Source organism: Aromatoleum sp., assembly GCF_035254505.1.
GTDB lineage: Bacteria > Pseudomonadota > Gammaproteobacteria > Burkholderiales > Rhodocyclaceae > Aromatoleum.
Map to the genome: position 1 here is coordinate 1 of NZ_DATFAO010000078.1, position 21,399 is coordinate 21,399.

General features: G+C 65.8%; 21 protein-coding genes and 2 tRNA genes. 21 read left to right on the forward strand and 2 right to left on the reverse strand.

What is annotated here, in order from left to right; genetic code table 11:
- Nucleotides 1–41 precede the first annotated feature (41 nt).
- The 15 genes from rlmN to VJ673_RS15165 all read left to right on the forward strand — a co-directional run bounded on the left by rlmN (nucleotide 42) and on the right by VJ673_RS15165 (nucleotide 15,020).
- Nucleotides 42–1,175 carry a dual-specificity RNA methyltransferase RlmN gene (rlmN, locus tag VJ673_RS15095; RefSeq protein ID WP_324126960.1) on the forward strand — a complete coding sequence of 378 codons (1,134 nt, stop codon included), beginning with the start codon at nucleotides 42–44 and terminating at the stop codon, nucleotides 1,173–1,175.
- Nucleotides 1,172–1,969, forward strand: a complete 798-nt coding sequence (gene pilW / locus VJ673_RS15100) for a type IV pilus biogenesis/stability protein PilW (protein WP_324126961.1) — start codon at nucleotides 1,172–1,174, stop codon at nucleotides 1,967–1,969. Before rlmN ends, pilW begins: the two co-directional genes overlap by 4 nt.
- Complete coding sequence (locus VJ673_RS15105; RefSeq protein WP_324126962.1) at nucleotides 1,966–2,922, forward strand: helix-turn-helix domain-containing protein; 957 nt, start codon at nucleotides 1,966–1,968, stop codon at nucleotides 2,920–2,922. The genes pilW and VJ673_RS15105 overlap by 4 nt, the downstream gene beginning before the upstream one ends.
- A 6-nt stretch (nucleotides 2,923–2,928) precedes the next feature.
- The gene (gene ispG, locus VJ673_RS15110; RefSeq protein ID WP_414635663.1) at nucleotides 2,929–4,185 is read left to right on the forward strand and encodes a flavodoxin-dependent (E)-4-hydroxy-3-methylbut-2-enyl-diphosphate synthase; all 1,257 of its coding nucleotides are present in this window, start codon (nucleotides 2,929–2,931) and stop codon (nucleotides 4,183–4,185) included.
- 11 nt (nucleotides 4,186–4,196) lie between these two features.
- A complete protein-coding gene (hisS, locus tag VJ673_RS15115) occupies nucleotides 4,197–5,522 on the forward strand; it encodes a histidine--tRNA ligase (RefSeq protein ID WP_324126963.1) in 1,326 nt (441 codons plus the stop codon).
- Entirely contained in the window at nucleotides 5,509–6,156 is a 648-nt protein-coding gene (locus VJ673_RS15120; RefSeq protein WP_324126964.1) for a tetratricopeptide repeat protein, read from the forward strand. The genes hisS and VJ673_RS15120 overlap by 14 nt, the downstream gene beginning before the upstream one ends.
- A 3-nt stretch (nucleotides 6,157–6,159) precedes the next feature.
- Entirely contained in the window at nucleotides 6,160–7,305 is a 1,146-nt protein-coding gene (bamB, locus tag VJ673_RS15125; protein WP_324126965.1) for an outer membrane protein assembly factor BamB, read from the forward strand.
- Between the two features lie 19 nt (nucleotides 7,306–7,324).
- A complete protein-coding gene (gene der, locus VJ673_RS15130; RefSeq protein ID WP_324126966.1) occupies nucleotides 7,325–8,653 on the forward strand; it encodes a ribosome biogenesis GTPase Der in 1,329 nt (442 codons plus the stop codon).
- 100 nt (nucleotides 8,654–8,753) lie between these two features.
- Complete coding sequence (gene hfq / locus VJ673_RS15135) at nucleotides 8,754–8,999, forward strand: RNA chaperone Hfq (protein WP_015434458.1); 246 nt, start codon at nucleotides 8,754–8,756, stop codon at nucleotides 8,997–8,999.
- 44 nt (nucleotides 9,000–9,043) lie between these two features.
- Nucleotides 9,044–10,201 carry a ribosome rescue GTPase HflX gene (gene hflX / locus VJ673_RS15140; protein ID WP_324126967.1) on the forward strand — a complete coding sequence of 386 codons (1,158 nt, stop codon included), beginning with the start codon at nucleotides 9,044–9,046 and terminating at the stop codon, nucleotides 10,199–10,201.
- Between the two features lie 14 nt (nucleotides 10,202–10,215).
- A complete protein-coding gene (gene hflK, locus VJ673_RS15145; protein ID WP_324126968.1) occupies nucleotides 10,216–11,472 on the forward strand; it encodes an FtsH protease activity modulator HflK in 1,257 nt (418 codons plus the stop codon).
- Nucleotides 11,472–12,350: a protease modulator HflC gene (hflC, locus tag VJ673_RS15150; RefSeq protein ID WP_324126969.1), complete on the forward strand. Its 879-nt coding sequence runs from the start codon at nucleotides 11,472–11,474 to the stop codon at nucleotides 12,348–12,350. The genes hflK and hflC overlap by 1 nt, the downstream gene beginning before the upstream one ends.
- Before the next feature lie 7 nt (nucleotides 12,351–12,357).
- Nucleotides 12,358–12,543 carry a DUF2065 domain-containing protein gene (locus VJ673_RS15155; RefSeq protein WP_015434462.1) on the forward strand — a complete coding sequence of 62 codons (186 nt, stop codon included), beginning with the start codon at nucleotides 12,358–12,360 and terminating at the stop codon, nucleotides 12,541–12,543.
- A 6-nt stretch (nucleotides 12,544–12,549) separates the two neighbouring features.
- Complete coding sequence (locus tag VJ673_RS15160) at nucleotides 12,550–13,704, forward strand: ATP phosphoribosyltransferase regulatory subunit (protein WP_324126970.1); 1,155 nt, start codon at nucleotides 12,550–12,552, stop codon at nucleotides 13,702–13,704.
- Nucleotides 13,705–13,709: 5 nt separating this feature from the next.
- Entirely contained in the window at nucleotides 13,710–15,020 is a 1,311-nt protein-coding gene (locus VJ673_RS15165) for an adenylosuccinate synthase (protein ID WP_324126971.1), read from the forward strand.
- A 163-nt stretch (nucleotides 15,021–15,183) separates the two neighbouring features.
- Here the strand turns inward: VJ673_RS15165 and VJ673_RS15170 are convergent.
- A tRNA-Leu gene (locus VJ673_RS15170) sits at nucleotides 15,184–15,268 on the reverse strand.
- Nucleotides 15,269–15,454: 186 nt separating this feature from the next.
- Nucleotides 15,455–15,539, reverse strand: a tRNA-Leu gene (locus VJ673_RS15175).
- A gap of 38 nt (nucleotides 15,540–15,577) precedes the next feature.
- Here VJ673_RS15175 and rnr point away from each other — a divergent pair.
- The 6 genes from rnr (at nucleotide 15,578) to pqqE (ending at nucleotide 21,364) form a co-directional block, all read left to right on the forward strand.
- Nucleotides 15,578–18,139: a ribonuclease R gene (gene rnr, locus VJ673_RS15180; protein ID WP_324126972.1), complete on the forward strand. Its 2,562-nt coding sequence runs from the start codon at nucleotides 15,578–15,580 to the stop codon at nucleotides 18,137–18,139.
- 76 nt (nucleotides 18,140–18,215) lie between these two features.
- On the forward strand, nucleotides 18,216–18,938 hold the full coding sequence (gene rlmB, locus VJ673_RS15185; protein ID WP_324127095.1) for a 23S rRNA (guanosine(2251)-2'-O)-methyltransferase RlmB: 723 nt from the start codon (nucleotides 18,216–18,218) through the stop codon (nucleotides 18,936–18,938).
- Between the two features lie 48 nt (nucleotides 18,939–18,986).
- The gene (locus VJ673_RS15190) at nucleotides 18,987–19,562 is read left to right on the forward strand and encodes an ANTAR domain-containing response regulator (protein ID WP_324126973.1); all 576 of its coding nucleotides are present in this window, start codon (nucleotides 18,987–18,989) and stop codon (nucleotides 19,560–19,562) included.
- Between the two features lie 261 nt (nucleotides 19,563–19,823).
- Nucleotides 19,824–19,898, forward strand: a complete 75-nt coding sequence (pqqA, locus tag VJ673_RS24665; RefSeq protein ID WP_083903151.1) for a pyrroloquinoline quinone precursor peptide PqqA — start codon at nucleotides 19,824–19,826, stop codon at nucleotides 19,896–19,898.
- Between the two features lie 49 nt (nucleotides 19,899–19,947).
- Nucleotides 19,948–20,238 (forward strand): pyrroloquinoline quinone biosynthesis peptide chaperone PqqD, encoded by a 291-nt coding sequence (gene pqqD, locus VJ673_RS15195; protein WP_324126974.1) that lies wholly within the window; start codon nucleotides 19,948–19,950, stop codon nucleotides 20,236–20,238.
- Nucleotides 20,207–21,364 carry a pyrroloquinoline quinone biosynthesis protein PqqE gene (gene pqqE, locus VJ673_RS15200; protein WP_324126975.1) on the forward strand — a complete coding sequence of 386 codons (1,158 nt, stop codon included), beginning with the start codon at nucleotides 20,207–20,209 and terminating at the stop codon, nucleotides 21,362–21,364. Before pqqD ends, pqqE begins: the two co-directional genes overlap by 32 nt.
- The last annotated feature ends 35 nt before the right edge of the window (nucleotides 21,365–21,399 follow it).

Consider the following 21,399-nt stretch of genomic DNA (forward strand, 5'->3'; position numbering starts at 1 on the left):
GTCGCGGGCCGATTGCATTTTGAGGGCAACACAGGAAACACATGGAAACACCGGTCAATCTGCTCGATTTCGACGTCGACGGCCTCGTCGCCTGGTTCGCGGAGCGCGGCGAAAAGCCCTTCCGTGCGCGCCAGGTGATGCGCTGGATGCACCGCTTCGGCGAAACCGATTTCGACGCAATGACCGATGTCGCGAAAAGCCTGCGCGCCAAGCTCGCGCAGGAGGCGTGCATCCGCCCGCCGCAAGCGATCCGCGACAGCGTTTCGCATGACGGCACGCGGAAGTGGTTGCTCGACGTCGGCAGTGCCAACGCGGTCGAGGCGGTGTTCATCCCCGAGACGAACCGCGGCACGCTATGCATCTCCTCGCAGGCCGGCTGCGCCCTCGATTGCGCCTTCTGCTCGACCGGCAAGCAGGGCTTCAATCGCAACCTCACGGCCGCCGAGATCATTGGCCAGCTGTGGCTGGCCAACAAACTGCTGGGCGGCACGGCGGCCCCGGCCGGTGCGAAGGATGCCGAAGGCGAGCCCGATAACGGGCGCATCATCAGCAACGTCGTCATGATGGGCATGGGCGAGCCGCTGACGAACTTCGACAACGTCGTCACCGCGCTGCGCCTGATGCTCGACGATCACGCCTACGGCCTGTCGCGCCGTCGCGTGACGGTGTCGACCTCCGGCATCGTGCCCGCGATGGATCGCCTGCGCGACGAATGCCCGGTCGCACTCGCCGTGTCGCTGCATGCGCCCGACGACGCGCTGCGCGACCGCCTCGTGCCGATCAACCAGAAGTACCCGCTGCGCGAGCTGATGGCCGCCTGCCAGCGCTATCTCGAACGCGCGCCGCGCGATTTCGTGACTTTCGAATATGTCATGCTCGACGGCGTCAACGACACCGACGCGCATGCCCGTGCGCTCGTCGCGTTGGTGCGCGATGTGCCGTGCAAGTTCAACCTGATTCCCTTCAATCCCTTCCCGAACTCAGGGTTCGAGCGCTCGCATGCCGACCGGATCCGGCGCTTCGCCAGCATCCTGATCGACGCCGGCATCGTCACGACCACGCGCAAGACGCGCGGGGACGACGTCAACGCCGCTTGCGGGCAGCTCGCGGGGCAGGTGCAGGATCGCACGCGACGTGTCGTGCGACTGATGAAATCGACCGAGGATCGTGCATGAGGCGACTGCTTGCGAAGCTTTCGATTCCCTTGCTGGCCGTGATGCTCGGCGGGTGCGTCAGCACGCGTCCGGGCGTGACCAGCGGCAACGCGACGCCACCCGCGTCGGAATTGCCTGTCAGCGGGGCGGCCGCGAGCGCGAAGGTGCATGTGGATCTCGGCATGGCCTACTTCCAGATCGCGCGCTACGCGGTGGCGCTCGACGAGGCCCGCAGCGCGCTGGCGATCGATCCGAACTATTCGCCCACCTACCATCTGATGGCGCTGGTCTACATGTACATCGACGACATGCCGAGCGCACGCGAGAACTTCCAGCGTGCGCTGTCGATGGCGCCTAACGATCCCGAATACAACAACAGCTACGGCTGGTTCCAGTGCGTGAACGGGAACTTCAGCGACGGCCTGGAACGGCTCGCCCTCGCCTCACGCAACCCCTATTACCGCACGCCGACGCGGCCGTATACGAACGCCGGGCTCTGCTACCTCGCGAAGGGGGATGAGGCCGCGGCGGAAACCGAATTGCGTCGCGCCATCCAGCTTGACCCGTCGAACCGCTCCGCAATCTATCAGTTGGCCGGGATCGCTTACCGCCGCGGCGCATACGAAGTCGCCAACAGCTACCTCGTGCAATTGCACCAGGAAGGCGAGCCGACCGCCGCCTCGATCTGGCTGGGCCTGCGCACCGCGCGCCATCTCGGCAACCGTGATGCCGAGGCGAGCTACGCCGCCCAACTGCGCGGTCGCTTCGCCGACAGCCCCGAATTTCAAGCGATGACTCAGGGAAAGTACGAGTGACCGAAGTGCATCTGGATCCGCAGGCCGGCGCCGAGCCCCCCGGTGGCGCCGAAGCGATCGGCCTGGAATTGCGGCGCGCGCGTGAGGCGCGCGGTGAAACTCCCGGCGACGTCGCACTCGCCCTCAAGCTGACCGGGCGCCAGGTCGAGGCGATGGAGGCGGGCCGGCTCGAGCTGCTGCCCGGCGCCGCCTTTGCGCGTGGCTTCCTGCGCAACTACGCGCGCTATCTGGGCTTCGACCCGATCGCCCTGCTCGCGGGACTCGATCCCGAAAAAGCCCCGCGTCCCGTCGAGCTCGCCCCGATGTCGAACGCCGAAGGCATCATGCCCACCGGTGGCGGTGCGCGGGCTGTGCGCATTCCCGCGGTGCTGAGCGGCATCGCCCTGCTGATGCTGATCGGCGGGTGGTATTTCGACTGGTTCCGGATGCCGACGGAATCGGAAGCGATCGTTGAATCGACGGCCCCGACGCCGCAGATCATTACCCCTTCCACCCCTGACGGCGCAAGCCCGGCCGCGCCTGCCGACGTGCCGCCCGCAGCGCCCGCGGCGACGCCGGCAGTACCCCTGCCGCCGGGGGCGATCACTGCCGTGCCGCCCGGGCCCGTCCCCCCGGTCGTCCCGCCGGCACCGGCCGTCGTCGCACCCGCCGCGCCAGCAGCGCCCTCGGCTCCGGTCGCGCCGGCCGCCGCGACGCCCGTAGCGCACGCCGACGGCCTGCAACAGCTGGTCTTCCGTTTCCAGGGCGACGCGTGGGTCGAAGTGCGCGACGCGAGCGGCTCGATCGTCTTTTCCGGCACCAACCAGGCCGGCTCCAGTCGCACCGTGCAGGGGCGCCCGCCGTTCGCGCTGGTCGTCGGCAATGCGCGCCAGGTCGTGCTCGAATATCGCGGCAAGCCCTACGACCTGCTGCCGCACATACGCGTCAGCGTCGCGCGCCTGACCCTGGAGTGATCTGAATTGGCTACGCCCCTTATCTCCGAAGGCCTCGCCGGCCCGCTGCCACGCCGTAACTCCCGCTCGGTCCGCGTCGGCCGCGTCCTCGTCGGTTCCGACGCACCGGTCGTCGTGCAGTCGATGACCAATACCGACACCGCCGACGTCCTCGGCACGGCGATGCAGGTCGCCGAACTCGCGCGCGCGGGCTCCGAACTCGTCCGTATCACGGTCAATAACGAAGAGGCCGCCCGCGCGGTGCCGCACATCCGCGACCGCCTACTCGCGCTCAACATGGATGTGCCGCTCGTCGGCGACTTCCACTACAACGGCCACCGCCTGCTCTCCGACCACCCGGCCTGCGCCGAAGCGCTCGCGAAGCTGCGCATCAATCCGGGCAACGTCGGTGCCGGCACGAAGCGCGACCCGCAGTTCGCTTCCATCGTCGAAATCGCCTGCAAGTACGACAAGCCGGTGCGCATCGGCGTGAACTGGGGTAGCCTCGACCAGTCCGTGCTCGCACGTGTGATGGACGAGAACGGGAAGCTCGCGACCCCGCGCGACGCAGGCGCCGTGATGCGCGAGGCCCTCGTCGTCTCCGCGCTCGAATCCGCCGCGAAGGCCGAAGAGTACGGCCTGCCGGGCGATCGCATCATCCTGTCGGCGAAAGTCTCCAGCGTGCAGGACCTGATCGCCGTCTATCGCGACATGGCGCGCCGCTGCGACTATCCGCTGCACCTCGGTCTGACCGAGGCCGGCATGGGATCGAAGGGCATCGTCGCGTCCACGGCCGCCCTTTCGGTGCTGCTGCAGGAAGGCATCGGCGACACGATCCGCATCTCGCTGACTCCCGAACCCAACGGCAGCCGCACGCAGGAAGTCGTCGTCGCGCAGGAGATCCTGCAGACCATGGGGCTGCGCGCCTTCACGCCGATGGTCACCGCCTGCCCGGGCTGCGGCCGCACGACCAGCACCTTCTTCCAGGAACTTGCCGCGGGCATCCAGGGCTACGTGCGCGAGCAGATGCCCGTCTGGCGCGAGCAATACGACGGCGTCGAGAACATGACGCTCGCCGTGATGGGCTGCATCGTCAACGGCCCCGGCGAGAGCAAGCACGCCAACATCGGCATCTCGCTGCCCGGCACCGGCGAAACTCCGGCGGCCCCGGTCTTCGTCGATGGCGTCAAGACCGTCACGCTGCGCGGCGACAATATTGCGGCCGAATTCAAGGCCATCGTCGATAACTACGTCTCCACCAAATACACCAGAAAGGCGGTTTGAACCGTCCCCCTATGACCGAAAAAACCGAGAAGAAAGCGAAGCAGCAGACGCTGCAGGCCGTGCGCGGGATGAACGACATCCTGCCCGACGAGGCCGAAGCCTGGGAACACTTTGAAGACCTCGTGCGCGACTGGCTGCGCAGCTACGGCTACCGCCCGATCCGCATGCCGATCGTCGAACCGACGCCGCTCTTCAAGCGCGCGATCGGCGAAGTCACCGATATCGTCGAGAAGGAAATGTATTCCTTCGAGGACGCGCTCAACGGCGAACACCTGACGCTGCGCCCAGAAGGCACGGCCTCGTGCGTTCGTGCGATCATCCAGCACAACCTGCTGCACGTCGCACCGCAGCGCCTGTATTACCACGGACCGATGTTCCGTCACGAGCGCCCCCAGAAGGGCCGCTATCGCCAGTTCCACCAGATCGGCATCGAGGCGCTCGGCTTCGACGGCCCCGACATCGACGCCGAGCACATCCTGATGTGCGCGCGCCTGTGGGAAGACCTCGGGCTCGACGACGTGCGTCTCGAACTCAACTCGCTCGGTTCGGCCGAGGAGCGCGCCACCCACCGCGCCGCCCTGATCACCTACCTCGAAGGCCATCAGGATCGCCTCGACGAAGACGGCAAGCGCCGCCTCTATACGAACCCGCTGCGCATCCTCGACACGAAGAATCCCGAACTGCAGGACATCGTCGAAGCGGCGCCGAAGCTGATGGACTACCTCGGCGAAGAGTCGATCAAGCACTTCGACGGTGTGCAGACGCTCCTCAAGGATGCCGGCGTCCATTACCGAATCAATCATCGCCTCGTGCGCGGTCTCGACTACTACAACCGCACGGTGTTCGAGTGGGTCACGACGCGCCTCGGGGCGCAGGGCACGGTCTGCGCCGGCGGCCGCTACGACGGCCTCGTCGAGCAGCTCGGCGGGCGCCCCGCTCCGGCAGCGGGTTTCGCGATGGGCGTCGAGCGCCTGCTCGCGCTGTGGCGCGAGAGCGGGGCGCAGGTCGATGCCGCGGTGCCCGACGTCTACGTCGTGCATCAGGGCGAGCAGGCTCAGCGGCTCGCCTTCCGCGCCGCCGAAGCGCTGCGCGAACACGGATTTGCAGTGCTGACGCACTGCGGCGGCGGAAGCTTCAAGTCGCAGATGAAGAAGGCCGATGCCAGCAAGGCGCAACTCGCCGTGGTGATCGGCGAAGACGAGGCCGCCAGCGGCGAAGTCGGACTCAAGCCCTTGCGCGGGCCTGGTGGTCAGCAGCGGGTCCCCCTTGAAGGCGTCGCCGATGCGGTGGCGGCATGCCTGTTCATTGACGAAGAGGAAGAAGATGGCGGCATTTGACCTGGACGAACAGGAACAGATTTCCGAACTGAAAGCCTGGTGGACGCAGTACGGCAAGCTGGTCACGACCCTCGCGGTCGCAGCCGCGCTCGCCTCCGTCGGCTGGCAGGGCTATCAGTACTACCGCAACAAGCAGGGCGCAGAAGCCGGCGCGCTGTACTTCGCCGTGCAACAGGCGGCGCAGCGTGGTGACGCGCAGAAGGCGCGCGAAGCGGCTGGCCAGATGATCGAGAAGTACTCGGGCACCGTCTATGCCGAAATGGCGGCCCTGACCTCCGCCGGCGCGCAGATGGCTGCCGGCGATACCAAGAATGCCAAGCTGCAACTCGAATGGGAGCTCGACAAGGGTAGCGATCCGGCGTTGAAGGACCTCGCCCGCCTGCGTCTCGCGTCGCTGCTGCTCGACGAGGGTGCCTACGACGAGGCGCTCAAGCGTCTCGAGACCGCGCCGGGCGCGGCCTTGAAGGCACGCTTCGAAGACCTGCGCGGAGACGTGCTGGCCGCCGCCGGCAAGTTCCCCGAAGCGCGCAGCGCCTACCAGGCCGCGATCGATGCACTCTCCGCAGATCAGGCCGAGGGTGGCGACTCGCTGCGCGAGATCGTCCGTGTCAAGCAGCAGTCACTGGAGGGCTGATCGATGAAGCGTTCCGTTCTACCGTTCCTCCTCGCCGCTGCGCTGACCGCGCTCGCCGGCTGCTCGTCGCTCAATCCCTTCTCCTCGTCCGAGCCCAAGCCCACGCCCTTGGCGGACATCAAGCCGACGGCGGAACTGCGGACTGTCTGGCAGGCGAAAATCGGCGCTTCGGGCCCCTACGTCTTCCAACCGGCGGTGGTGGGTGAAGATATCTATGCCGCCGCCTACGACGGATCGGTCGCCCGCCTTGCAGACGGGCGTGCCGTCTGGAAGGTCAGTGCGGCGAAGCAACTCTCCGCCGGCGTCGGCACTAACGGCAAACTGGTGGTGGTCGCGACGACCGGCGGCGAAGTCGTCGCGCTCGATGCGGCAAACGGTGCAGAACGCTGGCGTGTGCCCGTCGGTGCCGAAGTGCTCGCGCCGCCCGCGGTCGGCGACACGATGGTCGTCGTGCGCGCCTCCGACAGCCGTCTGATCGCCCTCGACGCGAGCAACGGCGCCCGTCGCTGGGTCTTCCAGCGCGCGACGCCGCCCCTGTCGCTGCGTAGCTATGCAGGCGTCCTGCTCGATGGCGCCGCTGTGGTCGCCGGCTATCCGGGCGGCAAGCTCGTTGCCGTCAACCTCGCGAACGGTGCCCAGCTGTGGGAAATGACGGTCGCGACGCCGAAGGGCTCGACCGAGCTCGAACGCATCGCCGACATCTCCGGCACCCCCGTGCTGAGCCGCAAGGATCTGTGCGCCGTGACCTACCAGGGCCGTGCGGCCTGCTTTGACGCGAGCAACGGCAACGCGCTGTGGTCGCGCGATTTCTCCAGCAGCGTCGGCCTCGATCGCGACGGTCGGTACGTCGTCGTGACCGATGATAGCGACGTCGTGCAAGGCCTAGACGGCACCAGCGGGGCGACGGTATGGAAGCAGGAGGCGCTCAAGCGCCGCGCCGTGTCCCGTCCGATCCTGTTCGGGAATTTCGTCGCTGTCGGCGACCTGCAGGGCTATGTCCACATCCTCGACCGCGAAACCGGAGCCTTTGTCGCTCGCGCGCGTGCCGACAGCAGCCCGATCGTTGCCGATCCCCGTCGCTTCGGCCGTGGCGACGGCATCGTCGTCCAGTCGCGGGATGGCGACGTCCACGTTTTTGAAGTCCGCTGAGCGGGAAGTAGAGTAGCTAGTGAAACCCACAATCGTTCTGGTTGGCCGTCCCAACGTCGGCAAGTCGACCCTTTTCAATCGCCTCACGCGCACGCGTGATGCGCTCGTGGCCGACCAACCCGGCCTGACGCGCGACCGCCATTACGGCATCGGCCGCGTCGGCGAACGGGACTATCTCGTCGTCGATACCGCCGGCTTCGACCCGGTCGCCAAGAGCGGCATCATGCACGAGATGGCGCGCCAGGCCGAACAGGCGATTGCCGAAGCCGACGTGCTGCTGTTCCTCGTCGACGGGCGCATGGGGCTCACGCCTCACGACGAGCAGATCGCCGCCCGCCTGCGTCGTGCCGATCGGCCGGTGCACCTGATCGTCAACAAGTCCGAAGGCATGGATCGCGCGATCGTCGCGGCCGAATTCCATGCGCTGGGCCTCGGCGACCCGCTGCCGATCTCCGCCGCCCATGGCGACGGCGTCAAGCTGCTCCTCGACCACGTACTGGCGGAATTCCCGACGGACGAGGAAGAGGAAGAGCAGGCCGGCAGCGGACCGAAGATCGCCATCGTCGGTCGTCCGAACGTCGGCAAGTCCACCCTCGTGAACAGCCTCCTCGGCGAAGAGCGCGTCATCGCCTTCGACATGCCCGGCACGACGCGCGACGCCATCGCCATTCCCTTCGAGCGCGGCGGCCGTGACTATACGTTGATCGACACGGCAGGCCTGCGCCGGCGCGGCAAGGTCTTCGAGGCGATCGAGAAATTCTCGGTCATCAAGACGCTGCAGGCGATCGAGCAGGCCCACGTCGCCGTGCTGGTGCTCGACGCCTCGCAGGACATCTCGGACCAGGATGCGCATATCGCCGGCTTCATCCTCGAGTCGGGCCGTGCGCTGGTCGTCGCCGTCAACAAGTGGGACAGCGTCGACGATTACCGCCGCGAGCTCATCAAGCGCGACATCGCCCACAAGCTCGGCTTCTTATCCTTTGCACGCTTCCACTACATCTCGGCCTTGAAGGGCGCCGGGGTAGCGGCTGTGATGAAGTCCGTCGACGGCGCTTTCGCCGCCGCGATGGTGAATCTCTCCACGCCTCGCCTGACGCGGACGCTGCAGGCCGCGCTGACGAAGCAGGCGCCGCCCCGCCACGGTATCTTCCGCCCCAAGATGCGCTACGCGCACCAGGGCGGTAGCAATCCGCCGATCGTCGTGATCCACGGTGCCGCGCTGGAGCACGTACCGAACTCTTACGTTCGCTACCTTGAACGCACCTTCATGGATGCGTTCAAATTGCAGGGCACGCCTCTGCGTATACAATTCAAGTCCTCACACAACCCCTATATCACAAAAGAATAAGCTTCCATCAGCACCCGGATGAAGTGTGGCCGTCGATGTGGCGGTGCAACATGAAATCCTTTACATTCACACTAGAACAAGACTTCTTCGAGGTTCGAAAATGAGCAACAAAGGGCAACTTCTACAAGACCCGTTTCTGAATACCCTGCGCAGGGAGCATGTCCCCGTCGCGATCTATCTCGTCAATGGCATCAAGCTGCAGGGGCAGATCGAATCCTTCGACCAGTACGTGGTGCTGCTGAAGAACACGGTCACGCAGATGGTCTACAAACACGCGATCTCGACCGTCGTGCCGGCGCGTCCCGTGAACATCCAGCAGTCGGATGCGGGTGAAGGCAATAGCTGACGTCCCGGGCCGGCCCGCGCCCGTGGCGATGAGCCGGCTTCCCCATGTTTGAGCGCCCCGATTCCGGTGAGCGCGCAGTACTCGTCCAGCTCGACCTGAACCAGGGCGCGCTGGACGAGCGCCTTTCCGAACTCAAATTGCTGACCCTCAGTGCGGGTGCCAGCGTCGAAGCCGTCGTCGGCGGTCGTCGCGCACGTCCCGATCCGGCACTCTTCGCCGGACGCGGCAAGGTCGAGGAAATCGCCGAGACCTTGCGCGCCAACGAGGCCGATTTCGTCATCTTCAACCACGCGCTTTCGCCGGGGCAGCAGCGCAACCTCGAGCGCGAGCTCAAGTGCCGCGTTGTCGACCGCACGGCGCTGATCCTCGACATTTTCGCGCAACGCGCGCGCAGTCACGAAGGCAAGCTGCAGGTCGAGCTCGCGCAGCTCGAACACCTCGCGACGCGGCTCGTGCGCGGCTGGACTCACTTGGAACGCCAGAAGGGCGGTATCGGCCTGCGCGGCCCGGGCGAAACCCAGCTCGAAACCGACCGGCGCCTCCTCGGCAAGCGCGTCAAGGTGCTTAAGGAGCGACTGGGGCAGATCGAAAAGCAGCGCCGCGTACGTCGCCGTGGGCGGGAAGGGCATGGCGTCCTGTCGGTCTCGCTCGTCGGTTACACCAACGCCGGCAAGTCGACGCTCTTCAACGCACTGACCAAGGCGGGTGCCTACGCCGCCGACCAGTTGTTCGCGACCCTCGATACCACCTCGCGCCGCCTCTACGTCGGGGAGGGTGTCAATGTCGTGCTGTCCGACACCGTGGGCTTCATCCGCGATCTGCCGCACGCGCTGGTCGCCGCCTTCCATGCGACACTGGAAGAGACCGCCAATGCGGATCTCCTGCTGCACGTCGTCGATTCCGCCAGCGAGGATCGCGAGGCACAGATCGAGGCGGTCAATGCGGTGCTGACCGAGATCGGCGCAGGTCCTGTCCCGCAGATCATGGTGATGAACAAGATCGATCTGACCCAGGCTGAGCCGGGAGTCCAGCGGGATGAATATGGTAAGATCGTGCGCGTTTTTTTGAGCGCCAGGACCGGCGAAGGCCTCGGTCTGCTGCGTGACGCGCTCGCTGAGGCGGCGCGAGCGGCGGCGGCGACACCGGAGGGATCCGACGGGCGTGCGGCGGACCCTACGGGGTACGATCCAATTCAAATGTGAAGACGGGCGTTCTAATGTCACTCAACGATCCACGCTGGGGCAACAAGGGCGATGGCGACGGCAAGCGCGGCGACGACGATCGCGGTGCGAATCAAGGGCCGCCTGACCTCGAGGACCTGTGGCGAGATTTCAACCGGCGTCTGTCCGGAATGCTGGGCGGCAAGCGCGGTCCTCGCACCGGTGGCGACGGCAATGGCAATGGCCCGCAGTTGCCGAAGGTTTCCTTCCGGCAGTTCGGCGGCGGCATCGGCGTGCTCGCAGCGCTGGTCGGCGCCGTCTGGCTTGCCAGCGGTTTCTACATCGTCGATGCCAACCAACGCGGGGTCGTGCTGCGTTTCGGTAAATACATCGAGACGACCGAGCCCGGTCTGCGCTGGCGCCTGCCCTACCCGATCGAGGCGAGCGATGTGGTCGACGTCGGCGGCGTCCGCACCGTCGAGATCGGCTACCGCGGCTCCGAGCGCAACAAGGTGCTGCGCGAAGCGCTGATGCTGACCGACGACGAAAACATCATCAACATCCAGTTCGCGGTCCAGTACATCCTGACGAGCCCGGAGAAGTTCCTGTTCAACAACCGCTATCCGGACGAGGCGGTGACGCAGGCGGCCGAGACGGCGATGCGCGAGATCGTCGGCAAGAGCAAGATGGACTTCGTGCTCTACGAAGGGCGCGAGCAGATTGCCGCCGCGGCGCAGGAATCGATCCAGAAGATACTCGATCGCTACGATACGGGCATCCAGATCAGCCGAGTCACGATGCAGAACGCGCAACCGCCGGAACAGGTCCAGGCCGCATTCGACGACGCCGTGAAGGCCGGACAGGACCGCGAACGTCTGCGCAACGAAGGCGAGGCCTACGCCAACGACGTGATCCCGCGCGCCCGCGGTACCGCGTCGCGTCTGCTCGAAGAGGCGAACGCTTACCGTGCGCGCGTCGTCGCCAACGCGGAAGGCGAGGCCGCCCGCTTCTCGCAGGTGCTCGGCGAATACCGTCGCGCACCGGAAGTCACGCGCGAACGCCTCTACATCGAGACGATGCAGCAGGTGATGACCCGGGCGAGCAAGGTGGTCGTCGATACCAAGGCGGGCGGCAATCTGTTGTATCTGCCGCTCGACAAGCTGATGCATTCGACCGGCGCGCAGGGCGGACACGAGCCCTCGGCGACCGCTCCCGCTGCGTCGGCTCCGGCTGCCGGCGGCGCACGCACCGACAGTTCCAGTGATTCGCGTAGCCGCGACGTGGTACGTGACCGCGAGCGGGGAGAACGCTGATGAGAGATCGTATGACCGTAGCCGCCGGCGTGCTGCTGTTTGCCGGCGCGTTGGCCTCGATGTCGCTGTTCACCGTCGATCAGCGACAGTTCGCCGTCGTTTTCCAGCTCGGGCAAGTCAAGGAAGTCATCAGCTCGCCCGGCCTGAACGTCAAGTGGCCGCTGATCCAGAACGTCCGTTACTTCGACCGCCGCATCCTCACCATGGATACGCCGGAGCCGGAACGCTTCATCACGGCCGAGAAGAAGAACGTGCTGGTCGACCACTTCGTGAAGTGGCGCATCGTCGATCCGACCCTGTACTACGTTTCGGTGCTGGGCGACGAGTCGCGCGCGCGGACGCGTCTGCTGCAGGCGGTCAACGCCGGCCTGCGCGAGGAGTTCGGCCGCCGTACGGTGCATGACGTCGTGTCCGGCGCACGTGACCAGATCATGGAAGACATGCGCAGCCGTGCCGACCAGGATGCACGCAAGATCGGCGTGCAGATCCTCGACGTACGCCTGAAGCGTGTCGATCTGCCGCTCGAAGTGTCCGAGTCGGTCTATCGCCGCATGGAGGCCGAGCGCAAGCGCGTCGCCAACGAGCTGCGTTCCGAGGGCGGGGCGATCGCCGAGAAGATTCGCGCCGATGCCGACCGTCAGCGCGAGGTGATCGTTGCCGAGGCTTACCGCGAGGCGCAGCAGAACAAGGGGGCGGGCGACGCCAAGGCGACCGGCATCTACGCCCAGGCCTACGGCCAGAACCCCGAGTTCTATTCCTTCTATCGCAGCCTCGAGGCCTACCGCGAGAGCTTCGCGAGCAAGAACGACGTGCTGGTGGTCGACCCGAGCTCCGAATTCTTCAAATTCATGAAGGACTCCGGCGGAGGCAAGAAGTAAGCGACCGATGGGTTCCAAGCTGCTCACGGCCTTCGCACTGATGTTGGTGATGGAAGGCCTCGTACCGTTTCTCGCGCCAGCCGCCTGGCGCGAAACTTTTTTGCGACTCGCGCAAATGGCCAACGGCCAGATCCGGTTCATCGGGCTGGTTTCGATGCTGTGCGGAGTCGTGTTGTTGTTCTTGGTGATGTAGGTATTTATGCGCTGGGTTCTTCCCGATTACATCCAGGACGCGCTTCCCGCTGAAGCGGAACAGCTTGAGCGGCTGCGTCGCCGGCTGCTGGACGCGTTCCGCAGCCACGGCTATCAGCTCGTGATGCCGCCGCTGCTCGAGTACCTGGATTCGCTGACCACCGGAGCGGGGCCGGATCTGAAGCTGCGCACCTTCAAGCTCGTCGACCAGCTGTCGGGTCGCACGATGGGGGTGCGCGCCGACATGACGCCGCAGGTCGCGCGCATCGACGCGCATCTGCTCAACCGGGCGGGGGTGACCCGCCTGTGCTACTGCGCGAGCGTGCTGCACGCACTGCCGTCATCGCTGACCGCCACTCGCGAGCCGCTGCAGCTCGGTGCCGAGCTTTACGGCCATTCGGGCATCGACGCCGACATCGAGATCGTGCGCCTGCTGTCCGAGGTGATGCGACTCGCCGAAGTGCCGGCAAGTCGTATCGATCTCGGCCATGTCGGGATCTTCCGCGTGCTGGCGGCGCGGGCCGGCATGGTGCCCGAGCGCGAGGAGGCTTTGTTTGCGCTTCTGCAGGCGAAGGACGTGCCGAGCCTCGGCGAGCTGCTCGCCGACGTCGCAGAGCCGGTGCGCTCCGCGCTGCTTGCGCTGCCGACCCTGTATGGCGGCGCGGAAGTAATCGAGGCTGCGCGTGCGCGGCTGCCGCAGGACACCGAAATCGGCGCCGCGCTCGACGATCTGGCGCGGCTTTCCGAAGCGCTCGCCGATCTGCCGATCAGTTTCGATCTTGCCGACCTGCGTGGCTACCACTATCACAACGGAGTGGTGTTCGCGGCCTACGGCAACGGCTCACCGGCAGCGCTCGCCCTCGGCGGGCGCTACGACGGCATCGGCCAGGCTTTCGGCCGCAATCGGCCGGCGACGGGCTTCAGTCTGGATCTGCGTGAATTGGCGCTGGGCCTGCCCGCCGCGCTGCAGGCGGGGGCGATTCTCGCGCCGGCCGGCGGCGATGTGGAACTGGCGGGCGCGGTGGCGAACTTGCGTGCATCGGGCGAAGTGGTGATGACGGCCCTGCCCGGGCACGAGGGAAGCTGGAAGGAGGCTGGTTGCGACCGGCAACTCATCAAGCGCGACGGCCGCTGGGCGGTCGAGGCGCTTCAGGGAGAATGAAGTAAATGGCAAAGAACGTAGTGGTTGTCGGTACCCAGTGGGGCGACGAAGGCAAGGGCAAGATCGTTGACTGGCTGACGGATCACGCCAAGGGTGTGGTGCGTTTCCAAGGCGGTCACAACGCCGGCCATACGCTGGTGATCGGCGCCAACGAATACAAGCTGAACCTGGTGCCGTCAGGCATCGTGCGCGAAGGCGTGGCCTGCTACATCGGCAATGGCGTAGTGCTCGACGCGCATCATCTGCTGTCGGAAATCCGCACGCTGGAAGCCGGCGGCATCAAGGTGCGCGAGCGCCTGCGCATCAGCCCGGGCTGCCCGCTGATCCTCGGCTACCATTCGGCGCTCGATCGTGCCCGCGAGGCCGCCAAGGCCGCCTGCGACAAGATCGGCACGACCGGCAAGGGCATTGGCCCGACGTACGAAGACAAGGTCGCGCGCCGGGCGCTGCGCGTCTATGATCTTTTCGACAAGGAGCGCTTCGCCGACAAGCTCCGCGCGAACCTCGAATACCACAATTTCGTGCTGACCCACCATCTGGGCGCCGAGGCGGTCGAGTTCCAGCCGATCTTCGACCAGGCGATGGCCGATGCCGAAGAGATCCGCCCGATGGTCGCCGACGTGTCGGCCGAGTTGTACGCGGTGAACAAGGCCGGCGGCAGCCTGCTGTTCGAAGGCGCGCAGGGCACGCTGCTCGACATCGATCACGGCACCTATCCCTTCGTGACCTCCAGCAACTGCGTCGCGGGTCAAGCGGCGGCCGGATCGGGCGTCGGCCCCGGGCGTCTGCATTACGTGCTGGGCATCACCAAGGCCTACTGCACGCGCGTCGGCGGTGGTCCATTCCCGACCGAGCTGGACATCGAGACGGCCGGCGTGCCGGGCCACCAGATGTCGACCAAGGGCCGCGAGTTCGGCACCGTTACCGGGCGCAAGCGCCGCTGCGGCTGGCTGGACCTCGCAGCGCTCAAGCGTTCGATCATCATCAACGGCGTTACGGGCATCTGCATCACGAAGCTCGACGTGCTCGACGGTCTGACGGAACTCAAGCTTTGCACGGGCTACATGCTCGACGGCCAGCGCATCGACCTGCTGCCGATGGGCTCCGAGGAAGTCACGCGCTGCGAACCGATCTACGAGACGATGGCGGGCTGGAGCGTCACGACCTTCGGCGCGCAGACCTGGGATGCGCTGCCGCAGGAGGCGCGCGCCTACCTGCACCGGATCGAGGAAATCATCGAAGTGCCGATCGACGTCATTTCGACCGGTCCGGAACGCGACGAAACCATCCTGCGCCGTCATCCGTTCGGAGCCTGAGCGCGCTTGAACGACCTTCCCATGACCGCTTCCCTGCAGCCTCCGGCCGAAGTGCCGGGCTGCGGGTGGCGGGACGGGCAGGCGCTGTTGCCGGTGGTCCTTTCGGCGCAGCGGACGCCACAAAAAGAAAAAGCCGGTCGATTGACCGGCTTTCCTTTTGTCTTGGTGCCCAGAAGAGGACTCGAACCTCCACGCCTCGCGGCGCTAGTACCTGAAACTAGTGCGTCTACCAATTCCGCCATCTGGGCAAGAGCGCGCATTATAGCGATGCTTGAGCGTTTCGCAAAGGGTCTTGTCGTCGAATCTGGAAACCTGCAGCACGTGGTCGCGGAATTTTCCAACGCTGCGGCGGGTGGTCGCGTGTCGACCGAGGGGTGTCGGGCTGCGAACGGACAACAAAAAAGCCGACGCTATGGTCGGCTTTTCCGTGAAACTGGTGCCCAGAAGAGGACTCGAACCTCCACGCCTCGCGGCGCTAGTACCTGAAACTAGTGCGTCTACCAATTCCGCCATCTGGGCAAGAGCCGCGCATTATAAGCACTCATTAGAGAATGTCAATGACTGAAAAAACAAAAAAACCAAAACCGACGGTCGCCAAGAGTTCCAAGCGGCCCGCCGAGGCGGCGCCGAGCGCTATTCGCCGCGCGGACCCGTTCTATGAACGCGAAGCGGTCGAGTACGAGAATCCGCTGCCAAGCCGGGAATACATCGAGCAGACGCTCGCCGAACACGGCGTCCCGCTGAGCTTCGAAGAGTTGTGTGCGGCGCTGGACGTCGCGGGGCACGAGGCGGGACTCTTCGAACGCCGCCTGCGCGCGATGCAGCGCGACGGCCAGTTGCTGCGCAACCGGCGTGACGCCTACCTGCTGCCGGACAAGGCGGACCTGATCCGCGGGCGGGTGCAGGGCCATGCCGACGGCTTCGGCTTTCTGATCCGTGACGACGGTCAACCCGATGTGTTCCTCGGGCCGCGCGAGATGCGCGAGGTGCTGCACGGCGATCGGGTAATCGCACGTATCACCGGCGTCGACCGGCGCGGGCGGCCGGAAGGGAAGGTCGTCGAGATTCTGGAACGTGCAAATACGCGCATCGTTGGCCGCGTATTGGACCAGCATGGCGTGCTGGTGGTCGTGCCGGAAGACCGCCGTATCGCGCACGACATCCTGATGGTGCCGGGCGGCAAGAAGGTGGCGCCGGGCCAGATCGTGACCGTCGAGCTGGTGGGTCAGCCGACGAAATTCGCCCAGCCCGCCGGTCGTGTCATCGAGGTGCTCGGCAACTATGCGGATCCGGGCATGGAGATCGAGATCGCGCTGCGCAAGCACGAACTGCCTTTCGAATTCTCGCCCGAGGCGAAGGCCGAGACGCGTAAGCTGCCGCTGACGGTCCGCAAGAAGGATTGGGTCGGGCGCGAGGACATCACGCAGCTGCCGCTGGTGACGATCGACGGCGAAACGGCGAAGGATTTCGACGATGCCGTGTATTGCGAGCGCCAGGGGCGCGGCTACCGCTTGATCGTCGCCATCGCGGACGTGTCGCACTACGTGCAGCCGAGCAGCGCGCTCGACAGCGGCGCCTATGATCGCGGCAACTCGGTGTACTTCCCGCGCCGAGTAATCCCGATGCTGCCCGAGAAGCTCAGCAACGGCCTGTGCTCGCTCAATCCGCAGGTCGAGCGGCTGTGCATGGTCTGCGACATGAGCATGTCGACGACCGGCGCGATCAAGGCCTACCGCTTCTACCCGGCGGTGATGTTCTCGCACGCGCGCCTGACCTACACTCAGGTCGCGGCGGCGCTATACGACAAGGATGCCACCGCAATCGAGGCGATCGGCGCCTTGCTGCCGCAGCTCGATAACCTCGACAAGCTGTTCCGCGTGCTGCTGAAGGCGCGCGCGAAGCGTGGCGCGATCGATTTCGAGACGACCGAAACGCGCATGATCTTCGATGAGGGCGGCAAGATCGAGCGCATCGTGCCCGAGGTGCGCAACGATGCGCACCGCCTGATCGAGGAGTGCATGCTCGCGGCGAACGTCTGCGCGTCGGATTTCCTGCAGTCGCGCGAGCATCCGGCGCTGTACCGCGTGCATGAGGGGCCGACGCCGGAGAAGCTGGAGAAGCTGCGCGGTTTCCTGGCCGAGTTCGGGCTGGGAGTCGGCGGTGGCGACGACCCGAAGGCGGGCGATTACGCGAAGCTCCTCGACAAGGTCAAGGATCGGCCGGATGCGCAGCTGCTGCAGACGGTGATGCTGCGTTCGCTGCGTCAGGCGGTATACAGCCCCGACAACGTCGGCCACTTCGGTCTGGCCTACGAGGCTTACACGCACTTCACGTCGCCGATCCGGCGCTACCCGGACCTGCTGGTGCATCGCGCGATCAAGGCGGTGCTGGCCGGCGAGCGTTACGAGGCGGGTAACTGGGACGAGATCGGACTGCACTGCTCGGCGACCGAGCGGCGGGCGGACGATGCGACGCGCGACGTGGTCGCGTGGCTGAAGTGCTATTACATGCAGGACAAGGTCGGCGAGGAATTTTCCGGCAGCGTGTCGGCAGTGGTACCCTTCGGCCTCTTCGTCGCCCTCGACGATATCTTTATCGAGGGTCTGGTCCACATTTCGGACCTCGGCAGCGACTATTTCCACTACGACGAGACGCGCCACGAGCTGGCCGGTGAGCGCACGGGCGTGCGCCATCGCCTGTCCGACCGCGTGCGCGTGCAGGTCGTGCGCGTCGATCTGGAAACGTCGAAGATCGATTTTCGCCTGATCGAAGGCGCCGAGCGCCCGACCGAGCGGGTCGGCAAGACGGAACGCGATCGCGGCCGCAGCCGCAGCCGCAGCCGTAAGGCGGAGGCGGAGGCGGAGGCGGTGGAGGTGTCGCCGACGGAGGCGAGCATGGAGTCGCCCTTGAAGAAAGTGGCGGCCGTTGCGCAGGCAGCGATGAGCGGTGCCGTGGACATGGGCGGCGACGCGGCGGCGAAGAAGTCCGGTGCGAAGAAATCCGCGTCGGCAGGCAAGCGCGCGAAGGCGGCCGAAGGGAGCAAGGCTCCGAGGAAGGCCGCGGGCGCGCAAAAGGACAAACCGGAAGCATCAAGGAAGAAAGGCAAGAGCCGTGGCTGAAAAACATTCGAACCGGACCCGCCCGCAGGAATCGGACAAGACCCAGGATGCAGCGGGAAGTCGGGCCGATTCGCGGCTGATCTACGGGTTTCATGCCGTGTTGGGCAAGCTGCGCCGCGACCCGGAAGGGGTGTTCGAACTCTACTTGTCGGCAAGCCGCACGGATGCGCGCGCGAAGGACGTCGTGCGCCTCGCGGAATCGCAGAACGTGCGGCTGATCCAAGCCGAGGGCGATCGCCTTGACGGCATGGTCGGCACGCGTCGCCACCAGGGCGTCGTTGCGCGGGTCGATGCGCGCACGCGCGACATCAAGCTCGCGGACGTGCTCGATTCGCTGGAGGAGAACGCGCTGATCCTCGTGCTCGACGGCGTGCAGGATCCGCACAATTTGGGGGCCTGTCTGCGCGTCGCCGACGCGGCCGGCGTGCATGCGGTGGTTGCGCCGAAGGATCGCGCGGTCGGCCTCAACGCGACGGCGGTTAAAGTGGCGAGTGGGGCGGCCGATTCGGTGCCCTACATCACGGTGACGAATCTCGCGCGCGCCTTGCGCGAGATGCAGGAGGCCGGCATATGGGTCGTCGGCGCCGCGGGCGAAGCGGAGAAGTCGCTCTACGAGATCGACCAGAAGGGGCCTGTCGCGTGGGTGCTGGGCGCCGAAGGTGACGGGCTGCGGCGGCTGACGCGCGACACCTGCGATGAGCTCGCGAGTATTCCGATGCTCGGCACTGTCGAGAGCCTGAACGTTTCGGTCGCGAGCGGCATCTGTCTGTTTGAAGCGCGGCGCCAACGCGGCGTCTGAGCGAGTTCTTCGTGCGCAGGGCGGCGCAGTTTTTGCTAGGCTTGAAGCATGCTCCGCGTACTCGTCATCGATGAATCCCGTAGCCGTGCGGCAGAAATCTGCGCCGGTCTCGCGCTTGCCGGCCATCAGGTCGCGGCGGTGCTGGCCTCGTCTGCCGATCTGACGGCGCAGATCGAGGCCATCCGGCCCGACGTGATCCTGATCGAAACCGACTCGCCGTCGCGCGACACACTCGAGAACCTCGCCGTGATGAACGCGGCGATGCCGCGGCCGGTGATCATCTTCGCGCAGGAAGGCGATCAGGACACGATCCGCGCGGCGGTCAAGGCGGGCGTGTCGACCTACGTCGTCGACGGACTCGATCCCCAGCGGCTCAAACCCGTGATCGACGTGGCGGTCGCGAGCTTCGAGGAGCATCAGTCGGTGCGTGCAGAACTCGCCGCTGCGACGAAGAAGCTCTCCGAGCGCAAGCTGATCGAGCGCGCGAAAGGCCTGCTGATGAAATCCCGTGGCATGTGCGAGGAGGAGGCCTACGCGGCCTTGCGCAAGCTCGCGATGGAGCGGGCGAAGCCGATGGCGGCAGTCGCGCAGGATCTTCTCGACATGGCGAAGTATCTCCTCTGACGATAGGCGGGTGCGCCGCGATGGTGCACCGCCTCATCTTCCGGCACCGCCACGGTGCAAATTCGCTGCGCCTTGATCCAAGTTAAAAATGGCGATGGGCCGCGAAATTCATGATTTTCCCGATGCCCGATCCATGATTGGCGCGAGGAAAGCCTCCTGATTCTCCGGTTTCTGCGGCGAGGGCAGGGCGGCGATGATGACTGCGGATCGGTCGTCGTTCGGCCGGTCCGCTCAAATCACCGCCAAACGAGGAGGCACCCCATGCAGTGGATCGATCCCGCTTATTGCGACATCCGTCTTGGTTTCGAAGTGACGGCCTACGTCTACGTGCGCTGACGTTTCCGGGGCGGCCTCGTGCCGCCCCTGTCGCGAAGGAGTGTTGCGCATGAACGAGACCAGCCTGCCTATGGCCGAGGACCGCTTCAGCCTCAATCCGATGTACCTCTTCCGCTGGGAGCCGACGCAGGATGCCCACGTCCTGCTCTACCCGGAAGGCATCGTGAAGCTGAACCAGACGGCGGCCGAAATCATCGAGCACTGTGACGGCCGCAACGTGGCCGGGATCGTGGCGGCGCTGCAGGCGCGCTATCCCGGCGACGACGAGCGCGTCGCCGCGGGTGTGTACAAGTTTCTGGAGGTGTTCCGTGCCAAAGGATGGATCCGTCGTCAGGCTTGACGGGCAGGGCAAACCGCTGTGGCTGGTGCTCGAACTGACTTACGAGTGCCCACTGAAGTGCCCGTGGTGCAGCAATCCGGTCGACTACGCGCGCCGCAAGGGCGAGGAGCTGACGACCGAGGAGTGGAAACGGGTGTTGCGCGAAGGACGCGAGCTCGGGGCCCTGCAGCTCGGTTTCACCGGCGGCGAACCGCTGCTGCGCGACGATCTCGAGGAACTGGTCGCGGAGGCGAATGCGCTCGGCTACTACACGAACCTGATCACGTCGGGTGTCGGTCTTAGCGAAGCACGCCTTCTGAAACTGAAGGAAGCGGGCCTGAAGCAGATCCAGCTGTCGCTGCAGTCGAGCGATCGCGAGCTGACGGACCGTCTGGTCGGGGCGCGCGTGTTCGATCTGAAGCTGCAGGTCGCACGCATGATCAAGGCCCATGGATTTCCGATGGTGCTCAACGTGCCGGTGTTCCGCCACAACATCGGACAGGTCGCCGAGATCCTCGATCTCGCGGCGGACATCGGTGTCGATTACCTCGAGTTCGCGAACATCCAGTACTACAACTGGGCGCTGCTCAACCGCGACGAGCTGCTGCCGACGCGGGCACAGATCGAGGCCGCGGAGCGGGCGGTGCAGGAAGCGCGTGAGCGCCTGGGCGAGCGCATGACGATCTACTTCGTGATCCCCGATTACTACGAGGGGCGGCCGAAGGCGTGCATGAACGGTTGGGGCGCGATCCACCTGACAATCGGTCCCGACGGCGCGGCGATGCCTTGTCAGGAGGCGCGGGCGATCGAAGGGCTGGAATTTCCGACCGTGCGCGAGAAGAGTCTCGCGTGGCTGTGGAACGAATCGCCGACCTTCCGCGTGTTCCGCGGTGACGACTGGATGCGCGAACCGTGTCGCTCGTGCAGCGAGAAGGAAACCGACTTCGGCGGCTGTCGTTGCCAGGCCTTCCTGCTGACGGGTGATGCCGCGAACACGGATCCGGCCTGTGCGCGTTCGCCGCACCATCACCTCGTCGGCGATGCGATCGCGCGGGCGCATGCGCCTGGCCGTACGCTGAGACCGCTGGTCATGCGCTCCGAGCGCAATTCACGGTCGCAATGCGACGAAGGCGGTCATCATGCTTAAGCTACTTGATTCCTCGGCGGTCACGGTAGTACTCG

What these genes read in the sequence shown, in the direction of transcription:
- rnr (WP_324126972.1), top strand. Translation starts at nt 15,578, where the DNA reads ATGACTGAAAAAACAAAAAAACCAAAACCGACGGTCGCCAAGAGTTCC.
- pilW (WP_324126961.1), top strand. Translation starts at nt 1,172, where the DNA reads ATGAGGCGACTGCTTGCGAAGCTTTCGATTCCCTTGCTGGCCGTGATG.
- hfq (WP_015434458.1), top strand. Translation starts at nt 8,754, where the DNA reads ATGAGCAACAAAGGGCAACTTCTACAAGACCCGTTTCTGAATACCCTG.
- rlmN (WP_324126960.1), top strand. Translation starts at nt 42, where the DNA reads ATGGAAACACCGGTCAATCTGCTCGATTTCGACGTCGACGGCCTCGTC.
- hflX (WP_324126967.1), top strand. Translation starts at nt 9,044, where the DNA reads ATGTTTGAGCGCCCCGATTCCGGTGAGCGCGCAGTACTCGTCCAGCTC.
- VJ673_RS15190 (WP_324126973.1), top strand. Translation starts at nt 18,987, where the DNA reads ATGCTCCGCGTACTCGTCATCGATGAATCCCGTAGCCGTGCGGCAGAA.
- bamB (WP_324126965.1), top strand. Translation starts at nt 6,160, where the DNA reads ATGAAGCGTTCCGTTCTACCGTTCCTCCTCGCCGCTGCGCTGACCGCG.
- hisS (WP_324126963.1), top strand. Translation starts at nt 4,197, where the DNA reads ATGACCGAAAAAACCGAGAAGAAAGCGAAGCAGCAGACGCTGCAGGCC.
- VJ673_RS15155 (WP_015434462.1), top strand. Translation starts at nt 12,358, where the DNA reads ATGGGTTCCAAGCTGCTCACGGCCTTCGCACTGATGTTGGTGATGGAA.
- VJ673_RS15160 (WP_324126970.1), top strand. Translation starts at nt 12,550, where the DNA reads ATGCGCTGGGTTCTTCCCGATTACATCCAGGACGCGCTTCCCGCTGAA.
- hflK (WP_324126968.1), top strand. Translation starts at nt 10,216, where the DNA reads ATGTCACTCAACGATCCACGCTGGGGCAACAAGGGCGATGGCGACGGC.
- pqqD (WP_324126974.1), top strand. Translation starts at nt 19,948, where the DNA reads ATGAACGAGACCAGCCTGCCTATGGCCGAGGACCGCTTCAGCCTCAAT.
- hflC (WP_324126969.1), top strand. Translation starts at nt 11,472, where the DNA reads ATGAGAGATCGTATGACCGTAGCCGCCGGCGTGCTGCTGTTTGCCGGC.
- VJ673_RS15165 (WP_324126971.1), top strand. Translation starts at nt 13,710, where the DNA reads ATGGCAAAGAACGTAGTGGTTGTCGGTACCCAGTGGGGCGACGAAGGC.
- VJ673_RS15120 (WP_324126964.1), top strand. Translation starts at nt 5,509, where the DNA reads ATGGCGGCATTTGACCTGGACGAACAGGAACAGATTTCCGAACTGAAA.